This window comes from Nannocystis exedens, from assembly GCF_002343915.1.
GTDB lineage: Bacteria > Myxococcota_A > Polyangia > Nannocystales > Nannocystaceae > Nannocystis > Nannocystis exedens.
Genome location: NZ_NETK01000001.1, coordinates 2,841,681 through 2,859,436, shown reverse-complemented (window position 1 = coordinate 2,859,436; position 17,756 = coordinate 2,841,681). Strand labels below are relative to the sequence as shown.

At 72.8% G+C, this 17,756-nt stretch carries 14 protein-coding genes; 7 read left to right on the top strand and 7 right to left on the bottom strand.

What is annotated here, in order from left to right; genetic code table 11:
• Positions 1-27: 27 nt before the first annotated feature.
• Positions 28-849 carry an SDR family NAD(P)-dependent oxidoreductase gene (locus NAEX_RS11050; RefSeq protein WP_096327474.1) on the bottom strand — a complete coding sequence of 274 codons (822 nt, stop codon included), beginning with the start codon at positions 847-849 and terminating at the stop codon, positions 28-30.
• A 209-nt stretch (positions 850-1,058) separates the two neighbouring features.
• Between NAEX_RS11050 and NAEX_RS11045 the strand changes: the two genes are divergently transcribed.
• Complete coding sequence (locus NAEX_RS11045; RefSeq protein WP_096327473.1) at positions 1,059-1,697, top strand: TetR/AcrR family transcriptional regulator; 639 nt, start codon at positions 1,059-1,061, stop codon at positions 1,695-1,697.
• A gap of 166 nt (positions 1,698-1,863) precedes the next feature.
• Here the strand turns inward: NAEX_RS11045 and NAEX_RS11040 are convergent, their stop codons facing one another.
• Positions 1,864-2,763: a LysR family transcriptional regulator gene (locus NAEX_RS11040; RefSeq protein WP_096327472.1), complete on the bottom strand. Its 900-nt coding sequence runs from the start codon at positions 2,761-2,763 to the stop codon at positions 1,864-1,866.
• A gap of 100 nt (positions 2,764-2,863) precedes the next feature.
• Here NAEX_RS11040 and NAEX_RS11035 point away from each other — a divergent pair, with 100 nt between their 5' ends.
• The 3 genes from NAEX_RS11035 to NAEX_RS11025 all read left to right on the top strand — a co-directional run bounded on the left by NAEX_RS11035 (position 2,864) and on the right by NAEX_RS11025 (position 6,157).
• Complete coding sequence (locus NAEX_RS11035) at positions 2,864-3,496, top strand: glutathione S-transferase family protein (RefSeq protein WP_096327471.1); 633 nt, start codon at positions 2,864-2,866, stop codon at positions 3,494-3,496.
• A 22-nt stretch (positions 3,497-3,518) separates the two neighbouring features.
• Complete coding sequence (locus NAEX_RS11030; RefSeq protein ID WP_096327470.1) at positions 3,519-4,487, top strand: pyridoxamine 5'-phosphate oxidase family protein; 969 nt, start codon at positions 3,519-3,521, stop codon at positions 4,485-4,487.
• 119 nt (positions 4,488-4,606) lie between these two features.
• Positions 4,607-6,157, top strand: a complete 1,551-nt coding sequence (locus NAEX_RS11025; RefSeq protein WP_096327469.1) for a hypothetical protein — start codon at positions 4,607-4,609, stop codon at positions 6,155-6,157.
• Between the two features lie 389 nt (positions 6,158-6,546).
• On the opposite strand, the gene NAEX_RS11020 is transcribed toward NAEX_RS11025, so the two are convergent.
• Positions 6,547-7,263, bottom strand: a complete 717-nt coding sequence (locus NAEX_RS11020; RefSeq protein WP_096327468.1) for an MBL fold metallo-hydrolase — start codon at positions 7,261-7,263, stop codon at positions 6,547-6,549.
• Between the two features lie 244 nt (positions 7,264-7,507).
• Positions 7,508-8,458, bottom strand: a complete 951-nt coding sequence (locus NAEX_RS11015; protein WP_096327467.1) for a hypothetical protein — start codon at positions 8,456-8,458, stop codon at positions 7,508-7,510.
• A 758-nt stretch (positions 8,459-9,216) separates the two neighbouring features.
• Here NAEX_RS11015 and NAEX_RS11010 point away from each other — a divergent pair.
• On the top strand, positions 9,217-10,278 hold the full coding sequence (locus NAEX_RS11010) for a DUF4215 domain-containing protein (RefSeq protein WP_096327466.1): 1,062 nt from the start codon (positions 9,217-9,219) through the stop codon (positions 10,276-10,278).
• A 146-nt stretch (positions 10,279-10,424) separates the two neighbouring features.
• Complete coding sequence (locus tag NAEX_RS49995; protein ID WP_170135639.1) at positions 10,425-11,405, top strand: hypothetical protein; 981 nt, start codon at positions 10,425-10,427, stop codon at positions 11,403-11,405.
• A 438-nt stretch (positions 11,406-11,843) separates the two neighbouring features.
• Here the strand turns inward: NAEX_RS49995 and NAEX_RS47645 are convergent, their stop codons facing one another.
• Positions 11,844-12,401 (bottom strand): hypothetical protein, encoded by a 558-nt coding sequence (locus tag NAEX_RS47645; RefSeq protein ID WP_143140983.1) that lies wholly within the window; start codon positions 12,399-12,401, stop codon positions 11,844-11,846.
• 415 nt (positions 12,402-12,816) lie between these two features.
• On the opposite strand from NAEX_RS47645, the gene NAEX_RS10990 reads away from it, so the two are divergent.
• A complete protein-coding gene (locus NAEX_RS10990) occupies positions 12,817-13,659 on the top strand; it encodes a HEAT repeat domain-containing protein (RefSeq protein ID WP_143140982.1) in 843 nt (280 codons plus the stop codon).
• Between the two features lie 211 nt (positions 13,660-13,870).
• On the opposite strand, the gene NAEX_RS10985 is transcribed toward NAEX_RS10990, so the two are convergent.
• Both NAEX_RS10985 and NAEX_RS10980 read right to left on the bottom strand, forming a co-directional pair.
• Positions 13,871-15,067: a hypothetical protein gene (locus tag NAEX_RS10985; RefSeq protein ID WP_143140981.1), complete on the bottom strand. Its 1,197-nt coding sequence runs from the start codon at positions 15,065-15,067 to the stop codon at positions 13,871-13,873.
• 1,122 nt (positions 15,068-16,189) lie between these two features.
• Positions 16,190-17,587, bottom strand: coding sequence for an FAD-binding oxidoreductase (locus NAEX_RS10980; RefSeq protein WP_096327460.1), 1,398 nt, complete (start codon positions 17,585-17,587; stop codon positions 16,190-16,192).
• Between the last annotated feature and the right edge of the window lie 169 nt (positions 17,588-17,756).

Sequence of the window (17,756 nt, the reverse complement as noted above, 5' to 3'; positions counted from 1 at the left end):
CTTCGGGGCTAGCCGGCTTGCCCGGTCTCAGGGCGTGGCCGCAGGCAAGCCGAATTCGTGGCGGATGAGGGCCTCGAACGCGCGGGAGGGCAGCAGGCGGCGGCCCCAGGCGGCATAGGTCGCCTTGCCGCCGACGCGGAGGCGGAACGGAGGGCGCGGGCTCGACACGGCGGCGACGACGGCCGCGGCGATCCGCTCGGGGCTCGCGCCGCGATCGATCTGCCCGCGGATGATCGCCTCGACGTGCGCGCGCCCCTGATCGTAGACGGCCATCGGCGTGCGTGGGCGCGACATCGCGATCGCCGTGCGATGCGCGGCCGGCTCGATCAGGGACACGGCGACGCCGAACGGCGCGAGCTCGACGCGCAGCGCCTCGCTGTAGCCGGCGAGCGCGTGCTTGCTGGCGGCGTAGACGCCGTGGAACGGCACGCCGACGAAGCCGGACAGCGAGCCGATGTTGACGATGTGGCCTCGCCGACGCCCTCGCATCATCGGCAGCAGCGCCGAGACGACGCGCATGACGCCGAACACATTGGTTTCGAACAGCGCGCGCGCCTCGTCGGCGCCGGTCTCCTCGCAGGCGCCGACCATCGCCCGGCCGGCGTTGTTGACGAGGACGTCGAGGGCGCCGGCGCGGCGCGACAGCTCGGCCGCGCAGGCGGACACGGAGGCGTCGTCGTCGACGTCGAGCGTCAACATCGCGACGCCGGGGGGGCCGGCGTTGTCGTGGCGGCTGGTGCCGAACACGCGCCAGCCGCGACGGACGAGCGCGCTCGCCGTGACAGCGCCGACGCCGGAAGAGGCGCCGGTGACGAGGGCGACAGGGGTGGGTGATCGATCGAGGGTCATCCGAGTTCTCCACGCGCGAGCGAACGTCGCGCCGATGCGCTGAGGATGCGGCCGACGCCCGGCGGTGACGACTCAGTTCGCGGCCCGGTGGCGATGGCCTCGCAGCGGCCCGTGGAGGCTCACGGGAGGACGCGCGGCGCGCCGGTCGATCGATGGTTTATTTTCTCGCGGGTCGGTCGCGGCGGCGCGCGTGCTAAGGTCGGCGCTCGATGCCACCCCGCGATCGGACCCGCCGGCGCGTGACGCCGCGACAGGACCGCGCGCGCGCCAGCGTCGACGCGATCCTCGTCGCGGCAGAGCAGGTGCTGGCCGAGGTCGGCTTCGCCCGCGCGACGACCGGCCGGATCGCCGCGCGCGCCGGGGTCAACGTGGCGCTCGTCTACCGCTACTTTGCCGGCAAGGAGGCGATCGTGGGGGCGCTGGTCGAGCGCGGCGCCGAACGGACCCTGCGCGCCGTGCAGGACGCGCTGGTCGAGCACGCCTCGGCGCCGCTGGCCGAGGCGGTGCGGGCCCTGGTGCGCGCGCTGGTGCTGACGCCCGGCCTGCCGCAGGCGCTGCACCGCGAGCTGGTCGAGCACGTCGACGTCACCCGCCGCCGTCCGGCGATCCACGCCCTGCGAGCCCGCGCGAGCGCGCTGTTCGGCGAGTTCCTGGCCCGCCGGGCCGGGGAGCTGCGCCCGCACGCGGACTCGGAGGCGCTGCGCTTCGTGCTCGACCACGCGGTCGAGGGAGCGGCCCACGCGGCCGCGTTCTACCGCCCGGAGGGGCTCGACGTCGCCCGAGCCGTCGACGCGCTCGCGGAGCTGGTGCTGCGCGTGCTGGTCACCGAGCCGGCGTCGGGGGGCTGACGGTGCGCGAGCGCGACAGCTTCGCCCGGCGTGACAGGTCGGTCGGTCCGCCGTCCCTCCGGAGGTCGCGGCGGTGCATCGATTGCAGCGAGGCGCGCCGCGGGTCGCAGGAGAGACTGCAGGGAGCCGCGCCGTGCGAGCGCGAGGCGGTCGGGGGCGACGCGCTTCACAGCGCGACGTAGTTCCAGTCACATGTCTCGAGGACCAGGTCGACGAACGCGCGGACCTTGGCCGGGACGAGGCGGGCGCTCGGGTAGACGAGGTGGATCGGCTGGGGCGGCGGCTCGAACTCGGCCAGCACGACGGCGAGGCGGCCGGCGCGGACGGAGGCCGCGACCTGGTAGGCGAGCGCCATGGTCAGGCCGCCGCCGCGCTCGGCGTGGCTGATCGTCGCGTCGGCGCTGTTGGTCGCCAGCACCGGGCGCAGGGCGACCGTCCGCGGGCGGCCGTCGACGACGAAGCGCCACTCGGGCGTGGGGTCGAGGCCGGTGAACTGGGCGACGGGGTGGTCGGCGAGCTCGTCCGGGGTGCGCGGCGGCGGTCGACTTGCGAGGTAGGCGGGCGCGGCGACGACGACGCGCCGCGTGGCGCCGACCCGGCGCGCGTGCAGGCTCGAGTCGGACAGCGCGCCGATCCGCACCGCCACGTCGACGCCGTCCTCGACGAGGTTGATGTTGCGGTCGGAGAGGGTGAGCTCGGCGACGACGCCGGGGTGGCGCGCGAGGTAGTCCGACAGCACCGGGGCCACGGCGAGCCGGCCGAACAGGTTGGAGGCGGCGACGACGAGGCGCCCGGTCGGCTCGCCGTGCTCGGCCTGGGCGGCGGCCTCGGCCTCGTCGAGGTCGCTCAAGATCCGCCGCGCCCGCTCGAGGTAGCGCGCGCCGGCGTCGGTGAGGCTGACCGACCGGGTGGTGCGCTGCAGCAGGCGCGTCGTCAGCCGCTCCTCGAGCGCGGCCACCAGGCGGGTGACCGCCGAGGGCGAGAGCCCCAGCTCGCGCGCCGCGGGGGCGAAGCCGCGCAGCTCGGCGACGGCGACGAAGGCGGCCATGGCGTCGAACCGGTCCACGGCGATTATTGCAGCACGCGCAATGGTGAAGTGTCAATCTGCCGGATTGTTGCCGTGGATGGGGCGGCCCATGCTCGCGGCGTCTCCACGGAGCCACGCCATGACGCGAAATCGCACCCTCAAGCTCTACCGCCACCCGCTGTCCGGGCACGCCCACCGGGTCCAGCTGTTCCTGTCGCTGCTCGGCCTGCCGGTCGAGCTCGTCGACGTCGACCTGCGGGCCGGGGCGCAGCGGCAGCCGCAGTTCCTCGCGCTCAACCGGTTCGGCCAGGTGCCGGTGCTCGACGACGACGGCACGATCGTCGCCGACTCGAACGCGATCCTGGTGTACCTGGCGCGCAAGCACGGCGGCGAGGCGTGGTCGCCGAGCGACCCGGTCGGGGCGGCGGCGGTGCAGCGCTGGCTGTCGGTCGCGGCCGGGCCGCTGGCGTCCGGGCCGGCGGCGGCGCGCCTGGTCACCGTGTTCGGCGCGAAGTTCGACGCCGCCGAGGTGATCGCTCGCGCCCACGCGCTGCTGCGGGTGATGGACGCCGAGCTGGCCGGCCGCGACTTCCTCGCCGGCGACCGGGCGACGATCGCCGACGTCGCCTGCTACGCGTACGTGGCCCACGCGCCCGAGGGCAACGTGTCGCTCGCGGAGTACGCGGCGGTCCGCGCGTGGCTGGCCCGCGTCGAGGCGCTGCGGGGGTTCGTGCCGATGCAGGCGAGCGCGGTCGGGCTGGCGCGCGGGTGAGGCTCCGACGCGGAGGACGAACATGACGACGAGCGAGCGACATCGCGGTCCGTGGCACGCGGGCGAGGTGCGGCTGCAGGCGCGGCTCGGGGTCGCGGAGCGCATGGCCGAGATCGGCGGGCGCGTGATCCGTGACTTCATGCCGGACCAGCACCGGGCGTTCTACGCGCAATTGCCGTTCCTCGTGCTCGGCGCGGTCGACGAGGCCGGGACGCCGTGGGCGACGCTCGTCGAGGGCGCGCCGGGGTTCGCTCGCTCGCCCGATCCGCGGACGCTGCGGGTCGACGCATTGCCGGGGCAGGGCGATCCGGCGGACGTCGGCATCGCCGTCGGGGCGGCGATCGGATGCCTCGGGATCGAGCTGCCCACGCGCCGCCGGAACCGCGTCAACGGCCGGGTGCGAGCGCGCGACGACGAGGGCTTCACGCTGGCGGCCCAGTGGTCGTTCGGCAACTGTCCGCAGTACATCCAGACGCGCACGCCGATGGAAACCGGCGGCGAGGCGGCGCCGGCCGAGCGCACGGCGGGGCTCGACGAGGCGGCGCGCGCGGCGATCGCGGCGGCCGACACGTTCTTCGTCGCCAGCTACGTCGACGAGGACGGCGACCCGGCCCGCCGCGGGGTCGACGTGTCGCACCGCGGCGGCCGCCCGGGCTTCGTGCGCGTCGACGGCGAGGTGCTGACGATCCCCGACTTCGCCGGCAACCTGTTCTTCAACACGCTGGGCAACCTGCTGGTCAACCCGCGAGCGGGGCTCCTGTTCGTCGACTTCGCCCGCGGCGACCTGCTGCAGGTCACCGGCCCGACCGAGCAGGTGTTCGCGGGCGAGGAGCTGGCGCGGTTCGAGGGCGCCGAGCGGCTGTGGCGCGTGACGGCGCAGCAGGTGGTGCGCCGCCGCGGGGCGCTGCGGTCGCGCTGGCAGTTCGAGCAGTTCTCGCCGCGATCGCTGGCGACCGGGTCGTGGGCCGAGCCGACGATAGGAGATGTCTGAAAGGACATGCGATCCCTCGGGGGAGAGCCCGAGGGCTCGCGATCGCGCTGCGAGCCGCGCGGTTCGATTCGCCGCGAGCGAGCCTTGCGCGGCGAGACTGTGTATCCTGCTCGCCCGCAATGCCCCGCGTCCTCGCGCTCCGCCACGCGCTCGTGTGCGTCCTGTTCGGGCTCGCCGGCTGCACGCGCGGCTGCGACGTGCTGGGGACGCCGGCCGAGCCGTGCGACGACGACGGCGACTGCGACGCCCCCGAGACTTGCTACCGGGGCTACTGCGCGAGCCCGGGCTACGTCTCGTTCGCCCGCGCGTGCCAGGCCGCGCCGGGCTGCCGCGAGCAGGGCAAGTGCGGGGCGTTGCGGGTGCGCAGCTTCCTCGGCGCCGACAACAGCCTCGAGTGCGCGGCGGTCGACGAGGCCGACTGCCGCGCCGCGCAGCGCTGCGCGACCCACGGCACGTGCTCGCTGTCCGACGGCTGGTGCGTCGCCGCCAGCGACGAGGAGTGCGCCGCCTCGCAGCGCTGCCCGACGCACGAGGAGTGCAGCGCCGAGCACGGCGCGTGCGTGCGCCGCTGGCCCGAATGCCCGCCGTTCTCCCCGCCGCCGGGCGCGCCCAATTGGTATCACCCGAGCACCGACGCGGTCGTCGACCTGCGAACGGTCGGCGGGCCGTGGCAGCCGGGCGCCCTCGATGCCGGCGTGATCGCGTGCGAGGTCCGGCTCGCGCAGGCCGGCCGCAGTCGGGTGCGCCTCGGCGGGCGCTGCCAGGACGGCCCCCGGGTCCGCAGCGCGGAGCCGGCGACGTTCTTGCTGTCCGGCGTGCGCCTGGCCCCGGGCGACGAGCTGGCGGTGGTGGTGCAGGCGTTCGACGACCGGAGCTCCGCGGCCACCGACTCGTTCGTCAAGGCGAAGTACGCCGGCGCGTCGCCGTTCGCAGGGGGCGCCGGCGACGAGGCGCTCGTCTGCCACGTCGTCGCCCGCGAGGCCGCGCTCGCGCTCGTCGCCGACGCGCTGGCGCAGGCCGACAGCGAGCTCGCGGCGGTGCAAGCGTTCCGCCCGCGCAACTTCGGCACGCCGCCGCTCGCGGAGGCGCGCGGGGCGATCGCCGAGGCCGCGCTGTGGCTCGGCTGGGCCGACGCCGAGGTCCGCGCGCGGCTGCAGCGGATGGTCGCCATCGAACAGGCGTGGAACGGGCACCTGGTCGCGTGGCTCACCGAGCTGCGCAAGGAGGCCACGTCCCCCGACGGGACCGCCCGCGCGGACAAGCTGTCGATTCAGGTCACGGGCCGGGTGTGCGGGGCGGAGCTGGCGGCCCGCCGCGGGGACGCTCGCCCGACCGAGGCGTCGACCTGCGGGCTCGAGCTCACCGTCACCAACCGCGGCAAGAAGCCGCAGCAATTCACGACGGAGTACTTCCCGCAGATGGAGTGGTTGGCCGTCATCGGCGGGGTCGCCCAGCGCGGCGACGTGGAGGTGGTGGGCGGCGAGCGCTCGGTCGAGCTGCCGGCCCGCGGCTCGGCGGCGTTCGTGCTGACCGGGAGGGACAGGGATCTCCCGCCGGTGGCGAGCGACGCCGGCGACTTTTCGCTGCTGCGCGGTCGCATCACGGCGAGCGAGTGGATCACGCTGCGCGCCGAGCCGAGCTCCGCAGCGGGGACGAAGGCCGCGAAGTAGGGCCGACGAAGCTGCTCACGGCGCGCTCGCCGGCGGTGGCCGGCGCGTGATCGCCAGGTCTCGCAATGCTGTCGCTGGTCGCGCCGTGGCAGTCCCACGGACCGGCGAGGCCCCCGCGAGGGGCCGCGGGGGCAAGAGCGGGCCGGGGCGGCGTGAACGAACGATCGCGAGCGAATCGCCGTCGCCACGGCCCGCCGATGGGGCGACATTCCCGTCGATGCCGGCACCGCCGGGAATGCGGGCATCGGCGAGGCCGTCGCCGCCGGTGCTTCTCACGAGCGGCGATGCCGGCACCGCCGGACCGCCGCCCGCCGGTGACGACAATCAATATTCGCACCTCGAAGAAGAGTCGGCACCACGGGGACGGCTGCGCGAGGCCGCCTCGTCGCTCACGCCGGGAACGCCTCGGCCACGCTGGCGGCGATCCGCGCGTGGGCCTCGTCGCGCAGCGGCTCGCCGTGGGCGCTGATCAGGTGGCGGAACGGCAGCGCGAGCAGCCGGGCGAAGTCTTCGGAGCTCGGCTGGCAGGCGTGGCGCCACGTCGCCGGGACGTTGGCGGGGCGGATGAAGCCCTGGGCGACGAACCTCTGGCCGCACTCGGGCGAGAAGAAGCGGTCGACCTCGGTCCAGTTCTGGATCGCGTCGCAGGTGATGAGGATCCCGCCCTCGCGCGCGAGCAGGACCGCGGCCTCGGGGAAGCGGGCCGAGGTGAACTCGAACACCCGGCCGTCGGCGAGCGGGAACGGGCCGCCCACCGCGAGCTCCCGCCCGGTCGCGCGCCCGTCGGCGTGGGTCACGGCGGGCAGGGCCCACAGCGTCGCGCCGTAGCGGTCGCAGTAGAACGGGTCGTCGCGGCCATGGAACGCCCCGAGCCGGACGACGTGGCGGACCTGCCCGAGCTGCTCGAGCGCGGCCAGCCCGTCGTCGTCGAGGCGCACCGTGTTCAGCAGGGTGAGCGCCCCGTCCTCGCGGACGACGGTCATCGTCCGGCTGGTCTGAAAGTCGACGCCGGCGTGGACTGTCCGGTTGGTGCCGACGACGAAGAACACCTCGGGGAACGCAACCTGCAGCGCCCCGTGCGGCCATGCTGGGCTGTACTCGAACATCGATGGTTACCTCGCGGCGAAGGTTGACGCGCCCGGTCACGCGCCGTCAACCGGCTCGTGACCGGATCCCCCATTTTAAATTTGCCGGGGAGGGCGTCGCCGATTCACGCGACGACGCCTCGAATGGGGTACCACCGGTTCGGTGCGGGTGCAAGTGCTGGATCGACGCTGTCACGCGGACATGCATCGATTCCGCGTCGCAGCTGACGACACCTGCGAATCGCAGCGTCTCGCGGAGGGACCGTCAACCCTCGATGTCCGGAGAGTCGTAGGCGACCCCCCAGCCGAACGATTCGCCGTAGCAGGAGGGGCAGATACCCGACCAGAACGGGTGCAGGCGGCCACGGAACCGCGCGCCGCCGAGCGGGGCGCTGTAGAAGGTGTACGCGCTCTTCGCGTAACCGGCCCCGCACGCGGTCCCCCACACCTTGGCCTCGATCTTCACGGTCAATACCGACGTCCAGGATCCGCTGACCAGCTTGTCGACGTAGAAATTGCGATCGTCGTAGGCGTTGGAGGTGCACGTGTTGGGCGGCGTGAAGGTCCCCTGGTCCGCCGCGCATACGCCGAGCCAGATCTCGGTGTTGTACGCGGTCCCGGGGTAGAAGGTGACGTAGTCGTTGTCCTCCTCCTGGACGCGGAAGTCGGCCCCATGCACCTCACTCACCGGGTTGAGGTCGTTCGCCCACGCGACGGGCCAGTCGATCGCGTTGCAGATGCTGTGTCCGTCGTGGTAGCCGTCCAGCTCGAGGTCGTAAACGCTCGCGGCGGGCGCGGAGGGGGCCTTGAAGGCGCGAGGGCCGGTCTCGACCAGGCGATGATGGTGAGCCGCGAGTCGCTCGCGCGCGGCGTCGTTCTTCCCGTCGGCGGCGAGGTACAGCTCCAGCGGCGTGGCCTCCTCGTCGCGGATCATCCGCGCCATCCACGACGGCTGGGCGGGATCGCGACCTTCAAGGAGGCCGATGTCGCCGTCGCCGACGTCGATGAAGTGGAGGATGGAGCCGTCGGCGAGCTCGACGGTGTCGAGCACGGCGCCGCTCGCCAGGGCGCCGCTCGTCGGCTCGTCGGCCATCTCGGCGGCCGCGATCGCGTCGTCCTCGGCGATCGACTCGGGGGCTTCGAGGTCGCAGCCGGCCAGCCCAAAGGCGACGGCGCCGAGACCGAACAGGTGCGCGAAAGATCCGTGTCTGTGCATGAGTAATCCGTTTCTTCTCGTGGGGTTGGTTCGCCGGCGACGTGCCGTGCCGACCAGCGGCGACCATGAGCAAATGTCGGGCCAGCAGAGCTCCCTTGATTCGCCGCCGCGGAGCGCCTCGATGGAGCGACGGTCGGTGGCCCGGCCCCATGGGACAATCCGGCTGCGCACGCGTTGGCCCCTGGGGTTGCGCGCGCAGGCGTGGGTCGGAGGCAAACTTCGTGGTTCAGGCCGCGCGCGACCGTCGGCCGCGGCCGCCCCGACGCGAACCGTGCGCGCTCTTCTTCGCCGTGATGATGATTTGCCGCCGGGGCTCGCCGCGGTCCGCGAGGTCGCGGTACCGGCCTGGCGCGGCATCATCACGTCGGAGACGATGAGATGCCGCGGCGAGCCGGAGGTCCGTCGCCATGGAAACGACGCGGCCTGGAGATCGGCAGGAAAGTACGCAGCATGCTTCGCGCTGGGGCTCGCGGTTCGCGGTCGGCAGGTGGTCGTCATGCGCCGTCTCGCCGCGGAGATCGGCGGCACGAAGGCGCCGCGAGGGCGCCCGATCGCCTGCGGGGCACGAGCTCCAGCGCGGGGCCTCGGGGCCGCGCATCCGGGAGCGCCTGGCCTGCGTCGGACCCTGACCTGCCGAGTTCGTGCGTCGGCGCGGGGATGGAGAGCGGGCGCGCTCGCGGTCGTGTTCGTCGCGCTCGTGGCGCGGTGGCGTTCGTGGCTTGGCGGACCGCGGGCTCGTTGGCACTCTCGGGCTCCGCATGCGCACGCTGGTCCTCTCTCTCTGCCTCGCCGCGGCGGCCTGCGGCACCGACCCCGGCGTTGCGACCGACGAGCCGGACGAGACCGGCGCCGCGGCGGCGAGCGAGACCGGCGCGCCGGTGACGGCCACCGAGGCGCCGGCGACGACGGCCGAGCCGCCGGTCGGGTCGACCACCGACGGCGAGGGGACCTGCGGGGACGGGCTGGTGCAGTCGCCCGAGACCTGCGACTTCGGGGACCTCAACGCCGACGACGGCCCCTGCACCCTCGCGTGTCAGTTCGCCCGCTGCGGCGACGGCCTGGTGTACGCCGGCGTCGAGGTGTGCGACGACGCCAACCTCATCGAGTCCGACGGCTGCCCCAACGACTGCGTCCCCGGCGGCTGCGGCAACGGCCACGTCGAGCCCGACGAGGCCTGCGACGACGGCAACGACAGCGACGAGGACGCCTGCCTCGGCACCTGCGAGGCGGCCCGCTGCGGCGACGGCTTCGTGCACGCGGGCGTCGAAGAGTGCGACGACGGCGACGACGACGACAACGACCTGTGTACGACCGCCTGCGTGCCGCCGAGCTGCTCGGACGGGGTCGCCAACGGCTACGAGCCGGACGTCGACTGCGGCGGGCCGCACTGCGCCAAGTGCTCGCTCGGCGAGAAGTGCTTCAACAACCAGGACTGCGACCAGGCGGTGTGCAAGCAGATGCAGTGCGTGCCGCCGATGCCGCTGATGCCGCCCGACTGCGCGCCGGCGACGGTCAGCGCGACGCAGGCGTGGCAGGCCGTGGCCGGCTCGTGCAACTGCCACGGCAAGGGCGTCGGCACCAGCCTGATCTTCAAGGACGGCCCCAGCTTCCGCGACAGCATGGTCGGGGTGCCGTCGACGATGGCGACGATCGACATCGTCACCGCGGGTGACGTCGATCGCAGCTATCTGCTGTTCAAGCTGCTCAATCAGCAGACCAATGTGGTGGGCGGCGGCGGCAACCCGATGCCGATCGGCAAGGTCCTGACCGAGAACCAGCTCTGCACGGTGATCGAGTGGGTCCGCAGCGGGGCGAATTGACGGCGCGCCCGCGCTGACGCGCGAGCGCCGGCGGCCGGGGCGGCTCCTCGATGCCGGAGAGGTCCGAAAGAGCCTCCGCAGGCCCGGCGCGAGCGCGCGAATTCGTCGCGGTTGCGGGCGCAGGCGGACGGTGAAACCCTCGGCGCATGACGAACGCTCCGCGGGCGGGTGCTGCTCGAGCCATCACGGGGGCCCTCGGGCTCGTGCTCGCGGGCTCCGCCAGGGAGGCGGCCGCCGATGGGGTGCCGTACGACGCGGAGAAGTACGGCGAGGCCAAGACGAGCATCGAGGTCCACGGGGTGGCGGCGCTCGGCGACGTGGTGCTGGTCGTGTACCCGTACCCGTGCGAGGTGTCGGGGGCGTTCGAGCGCTTCGAGGAGGCGCTGAAGGAGCGGCCGGACGCGAGGCTCGCGGTCGCCCTCGACGACACGGTCGAGACGCGCGGGTACCTCGTCGTCGGCGAGGGCGAGCGCTTCGAGAGCACGACCAATCACGAGGGGCCGTACGCCATCTGCTACTTCTTCGGGCTGCCGAGGGCGGCGTTCCCGGCGGAGGGCGGGGCGATCGCTCGCCTCGACGCGATGACGCACGAGGAGCGCTGGCGGCTGTTCTCGCGCGATCCGTCGGTGGTGCGCACCGGCGTCGCGCTGGCGATGGACGGGGTGGTCAAGCTGAACACGGAGCGCTCGCGGGTGGTGACGTACGAGGCGCGACGCGACGGCGCCGGGCTGGCGATCGAGGAAGTGCGCTGGACGTGGGGCAGCGGGCGCGTGCAAGACCCGCGGAGGCCGTCGCGCCGCGACGTGAAGGTGATCGATCCGTATGAAGATGACGGCCGGGTAGAGGAGCAGGAGGCGAAGTACTTCGCGGGCAGCCTGATCGGGGCGCCCTGGGGCGCGGAGGCGCCGGCGAAAGCCGGGGCGGTCGTGGTCGAGGGGAAGGCGGCGGGCGAGGGTAAGGCGAGCGAGGGGAAGGCGAGCGAGGGGAAGGGCGTCGAAGTCGCGAGCGCTGGGCCGGCGGTCAGGTCCGAGGCGGGCGAGTCGGCGATCGACTTCAGGCTGATCTATGGCGGAGCGTGCCTGTTCGTCGCGGCAGGGGCGGGGATGATGTTGCGGCGGCGGCGGTAGCGGGCGCAGCTGGCCGGGCGAAGGCTCGGTGCATGCCGTGCGGATCGGCCAAGCGAAAAAATCAGGGTCCGTTCAGGGGGCTGTTGTTGCGGCGGAGTCGGGGGGGTCGTTCGGGCCAGCGGGCAGCGCATGTCGTGCGGAGCGCCGCGCCGAGATGATTCGTGGTTCGTTCGGCGGGGCTGTCGTGATGGTGTGGCGGGGGAGTTGTTCCGGCGGAGGCTCGGCGAGCGGAGCGTGGAGTTGAAATGACCGTAGTGCGTTCGGCGGGAGCGCGCTGTCGCGATGGGGGTGGTGGCGGGCGGAGCTGCTCGGGCGAACGCCCGGGAATGCCGTGGGAAGCGCCGAGCGGAGACGTTCGTCGCCAATCCCGCGGAGCCGGGCTGTCGTCGGGGGCCGGCGAGCGGGCTGCATTGTTCCATGCGCGCCGGCGGTGGAGCCTCAGCCGGGCAGGCAGATCCCGCCGGCGCAGTAGCAGCATTCGCCGCAACCGCCGTTGTCGACGCAATCGACGCACAGGCCCATCGCGTCGCATTGATCCGCGAGACCGTTGCAGAGGCTGCCGACGGGGGCATTTTTAAAAGTGCACTGGCCGTCGACGCAGGCGGGCAGCTTGCATTCGCCGTCGTTATTCGGGCAGTCCATGTCGCTGAAGCACTCCGGCTCGAGCGTGGTCGCGGCGGTGGATTCCTGGCTGGTCGTCGAGCCGGTGGCGGTCGAGGTCGTGGTGGCGTCGGTGGTGGAGGTCGACGTGCTGGTGGAGGTCGACGTGCCGGTGGTCGGGTCGCCGGTCAGGGTCGGCGAGGATGTCGTGCTGGTCGTCGAGGTGGCGGGATCGGGGCCGGTGCCGGGCGCGGTGGACGGTTCGGTCGTCGCGGTGGTGGTGGTCCCGCCGGGAGCCGTGGTAGTGCCCGTGGTGGGCGAGGTGCCTTCGGGGGCGAAGCAGGCCGCGAGGAGGGCGACAGGAAGGAGTCTCGCTCGGGGACGAATGCAACGCACGAGGCGAGCGTAACACGCCGAAGAGCGGCGGCCGCGACGCCGCGCGTGCGTCCTCGAGGCGCGCACGGCCGCGTCGGGGTCTCCGCACGACTGCGCACATTGGGCCTCGGGCAGTGGGGTCACCCTCGCAGTGACTCCAGCGGGCACGCGGTGGCGCCTTTTGCTGCAAGGATGCGTCGCGTGCTCGTCGCGACGGCAGGAGGGCGCGAGCGCCGGGCCGCCGGTGCATCGGCTCGATTCACTTCCGGGGACGCTCCGGGGCGCTCTCGGCAGCAAGGTTGGGCGAGCGAGGCGAGCGACGACGGATGCTCGCGCGCTCACGAGACGAACGCGTCAGGGAATGCCGGTCTCGCGCGTGAGCTCGTGTCCCTCATGGTTGACAGCCCCTGGCGATCACGCGAAAAACCCGCGACCGATGGCCCGGCAAGATCCCGCAGTCCTCGCCTTGCTGCCCCTGTTCAAGTTCCATGATTCGTCGGCGGAGGGATTGGCCCGGCTGGTCGAGGGCGTCACCGCCCTCGGCAGCGACGGCTTGCCGGCCCTGCGTCGCGCCGCTCGCGGCAGCAAGCAGCGCGCGCGCCGGCGGGTCGACGTGCTCCTCGCGCTCGGCGACGCCGAGCCCGGCGGTGCGGCCGATGCCGAGGTCCGCGAGCTCCTGAGCGTGCATGACGACGTGCGCGACTGGCTGGTGCAGGGCATGAAGACGCGGGCGCGGTTCATCCCCGAGCTCCGGGCGATCGCCCGCGACGGCGACGACCCCCAGTGGGCGTGGGCCGTCGACGGGCTCGGCGAGCTCGGCGACCGTGACGGCGTCGAGATCCTCATGGCGCATACGGCAGGCCGGGACACGCCCTTCGTGCTGCTCGACGCGCTGCGCAAGCTCAAGGACCCGATCGCCGCCCTGGTGTTCGAGCCCAACCTGACGCACCCCGAGACGCGCACGCGGGTGTACGCGCTGTGGGGCCTCGCCGCCCTCGGCCACGAGGCGCCGATCGCCGGGCTCGTCGCGCTGCTCGACGACCCGGAGGTGCGGACCGCGACCTCGTACGCGCCGGGCGAGTCGCGCCGCGCGGCGCAGGCCCTGTGCGACCTGTTCGGCTGGCCGTTCGAATGGAAGCCGGAGGCGGTGGAGGCGACCCGCACGCGGGTCCGGGCCCGCTTCACGCCCGCGTATCTGGCCGCCTGCGCGGAGGCGCTGGCGCGTGGACACTTCGACCTGCCCAGGGACGATCCCCGGCGCTCGCCCGGGCACCGATGAGGCCGGGCGAGGTCGCCGTCCATCGGACGGATGAAGCTTCAGAGCCTCGACCGCGCGCGACCGCCGGCTCGGCGCCGCGAGGATCGACTGTGCATATTCGGATTCGACGGCCCGGCCGCGGAGCGGCCGATGCCTCGTCGGTCGCCCGCGATGGCTCGGGCCGGCCGGTGCGCCGCGCTTCGATCGACGGCGCACCGGCAGCGAGGCGCGCTCACTGCGGCGCGCCGCAGAAGTCCTTCGGCTTGGCCCAGGCGACCATGTTCACCCAGAAGTCCTGGACGTCGGCGTAGCCCTGCCAGTCGCTGTCGAAGGTGATCCACTCGTCGCCCCACACGATCACGCGGCCGCCGTTCATGTCGGTCTGGTGGGCGATACCCGCGTTGGCCGCCTGCACGGTGGCGAACACCTCCGAGGTGCCCTGGTTCTCGACGTCGACCGGCTGGATGCCGCCGGCGAAGTTGACGTCGACGATGCCCATGGAGATCGGGTGGTCGGGGTCGAAGGTCGGGATGACCCCGTCGCCGAAGTAGCCGCCCTCGTAGGCCAGGCCGAACGGCGCGAGCGCCGAGTTGGCCCGGTCGCGCTCGGGGGCCGGGTTGAGGTTGTCGAAGTTGTAGCCGATGAGGGTGATCATCCCGCGGCCGTCCTCCTTGACGAAGGCCTCGAGCGCGGCGGCCTCGTCGGCGCTGAGCGCCCGCTCGATGCGGTCGATCAGCACGAGGTCGTAGTTGGCGAGGAACGCCGGCGTGACGACGCCGGGGTTGTTGACCAGCTTGGTGCGGACGACCGAGGAGCCCTGCTCCTCGAGCCAGGCCTGGAAGTCCGAGCTCGGCGCGTAGCCGACGTCGCCGAGGATGCCGATGCTCAGGCAGTCGCAGATGCCGTCGCCGCCGGCGTCGATGTTGTCGACGTTCGAGTCGCAGTCGTTGTCGATGTTGTCGCAGGTGACCTCGACGTCCTCGGTCGGCACGCAGTCGGGCGGGTCGTCGGTGGTGCTCGAGGTGTCCGTGCTCGTCCCGGTCGTGGTGGTGGTGGTGCCGTCGGTCGTGGTGGTGCCGTCGGTCGTGGTGGTCGTCGTGCCGTCGGTGGTGGTGGCCGTGCCGTCGGTCGTGGTCGTCTCGCTCGGGTCGACGGGCTCCGTGGTGCCGTCGGTCGTCGAGGTCGGCGTGGTGGTGCTGGTGGTGGTGGTGCCGGTCTCGGAGGCCGACTCGCCGCTCGTGCTCGTGGGGGGCGTGACGGTGGTGTCGGTCGTCGTCTGCGCGTCGGTCTCGCTCGCGTCGCTCGACGAGCTGGTCGCGCCGTCGGTGACCCCGGCCGAGTCGTTCCCGCCCGGGTTACAGGCGATCATCATCAGGCCGAAGCTCGTCATCACTCGCACAAGGACAGTCTCGAGATTGCTACCTAGCATGGGGGGCCAGGATAGCGGGCAGCGCCGAGCGACGCCACCATGATTGGTTCACCGGCGGCCCCGGCGCCCGACGAGCCGCGTGCAGGCGGTGATGGTTTTGGGGTGGGTGGAGGTGCGGACGAGGGTACGTCGAATGTTGAAAAGCTCTCGTACTCACGCGAGCAAACCACCGACGGATCGGCAGGGTGTCGGGGCCGGCGTCGGGCCAGCGGCCAACATTCGCCAGTTCCAAGCGCGGCTCGACGAGGCGACGTGGGTGGACGCACGCGCTCTCGACCGCGGCGACGCGGCGCGTGAGCAGCCGCTGATTGAGAACGTGCTTCTTCGCGTGTACGTTGGTGCGCGGTCTCGGCCGAACGAGAACGGAGACAGCCGTATTTCACCCGGCTGAGTATTCCTTTTCTCTTTTTTGCAGAGAGAGATATGGGGTGAACGATAACATGGCTGTTCTTCCCTCGATTCGGGGAGGGCGTGAACGCATTCCTCCATCGAGGTAACTCCCTCGTCGAGCAGAAATTGCGTGTACCGCCGGGGCGCCGTACCCGGCGCCGGCCCGGCGCCGGGCCGGCGAGCGCAATGGGCGGCCGGCTCGCAGGGGCTCCGGAGGCCGGACAGTCGACCGCGTGAGGCGTGGCGCCGACCCGGCCGCTGCATCGGTCGCCCGCCGAAGCCTGACGTGGTGCGGCGAAATACGGAGGATTGACGGGACGGGCCGAGGGCGGACAGGCCGAATCGTCGGACCCGGGCGAATCGAGTCACCACCGAAGGCCCGCTCGCCGGCCGGCGCTCCGTTGAAGAGTCTTCAGCAGGTGAGGCGCCCGGTCGCCGAGGTGGATGGCGAGGTCCGCGGGCACATCGTCGGATGGCGCTGTCGTTATCGCCGTGGCGGCGAGATCGCCGGCGGTGCGGACGTGCGGCACAGCGGTGCGGAGATCTTCGGCGCGACGAGGTCGAATCGACCGGGGCGATGGTCTTGTTCACGCCCGCAGGACGAGACCACGAGCTCCCGGGCTGCGCGGATGGACTGGCGGCGATCGGCGGTCCAAGCCGGAGGCGGTCACGGGCGGATGGTCTTCGTCCATGCCCGCGAGGGGCGAGACGACGAGGACCGGACGGCCGCGGTCACGGGCGGATGTTCTTGTTCATGCGGAAGAAGTTGTCCGGGTCGTGGGTGCGCTTGAGGTCGACGAGGCGGCGGTACTTGGCGGCGCCGAAGGCCTCGGCGATCCGCTCGGGCGGCTCGTCGTCGATGTAGTTCGGGTAGGTGCCGCCGAGGGCGAACGGGCGGAGGGCCTGCCACGCACCGGCGGTCCAGGCGAGGTGGCGCTCGCTGTCGGCGAGGTCCTTCCAGGTCGACTGGAACAGGCCGAAGTAGGGGGCGTCGCGGCGCGGGAACGCGGTCGCATCCTCGGAGACGCGGGCGATGGCGCCGCCGAGGTGCAGCAGCTCGAAGCCGCACATCGCCGAGGGGACGCGCCGCAGCTGGTCCTCGACGGCGGCGATGGCCGCGTCGGACAGCTCGCCGAAGAACTCCGAGCGCATGCACTGGCGGTAGCCGTAGACGGCCGCGGGCCCGCCGTCGAACATGCTCTGCAGCGTCGTGTAGGGCACCTCGCGCACCATCTCGGACGTCGGCGGGCCGAAGCGGCGCAGCGGCGCGAACGCCTGCTCGGCGGCGGCGAGCGGGCCGTTGTAGGTGGCGACGATGATGACGCCGAGGACGCCGCGCATCTCGGCAGGGACCGTCGGCATGTTCGGCATCTCGGTGCAGAGGAACACGCTGCACATCTCGTCCGGCTCGCCGGCGGCGCTGACCTGGAACGCCCGCAGCGCGTCGGCGAAGCGCTCGGCCGGGTGCATGAACACGCCGACGACGAGCCGCTCGACCGGGTGCAGGCGCAGCTCGAGGCCGGTGACGACGCCGAAATTGCCGCCGCCGCCGCGTAGGCCCCAAAACAGCTCGGGGCGCTCGTCGGCGCTGGCGGTGATGGCCTGGCCGTCGGCGGTCACGAGGTCGACCGAGAGGATGTTGTCGATGGTGAGGCCGTGCTGGCGCATCAGCCAGCCGAGCCCGCCCCCCAGAGCGACGCCGACGACGCCGGTCTTCGAGCACTGCCCGCCGGTGGTGGCGAGCCCGAACGCCTGCGTCTCGCGGTCGAGCTCGTTCCAGTTCAGCCCGGCCTGGGCGTACACGGTCCGGCGCGCCGGGTCGACGCGCACGCCCTTCATCCCCGACATGTCGAGGACGAGGCCGCGGTCGCACACGGCGTTGCCGGCGACGTCGTGCCCGCCGCCGCGGACCGCGACGAGCAGGCCGCGGGCGCGGGCGAAGCGGACGGCGGCGACGACGTCGGCGACGCCGGTGCAGCGGGCGATCAGGGCCGGACGCCGATCGATGCGGGCGTTCCACACGGCGCGGGCGGCGTCGTAGCGCGCGTGCCCGGGCTCGACGAGCTCGCCGCGAAATTCGGCCTTGAAAGCGGTGAGCGCGGCGGGATCGAGGCGAGAGTCGTCGTGCATGAGCGGGCGGGATGGTGCTCGGTGGTTCAATGAGGAGCGCGTCGCCGCGGCGAGAGCGGCCGGTGCTCCGGTGATGGAAACAGGGTCGCATAAATCGCGACGAGAGAGGTCGGGCGGGGTGTCGCGCGGTGGTTCAAAGAGGAGCGCGTGGCCGCCGGCGAGAGCCGCC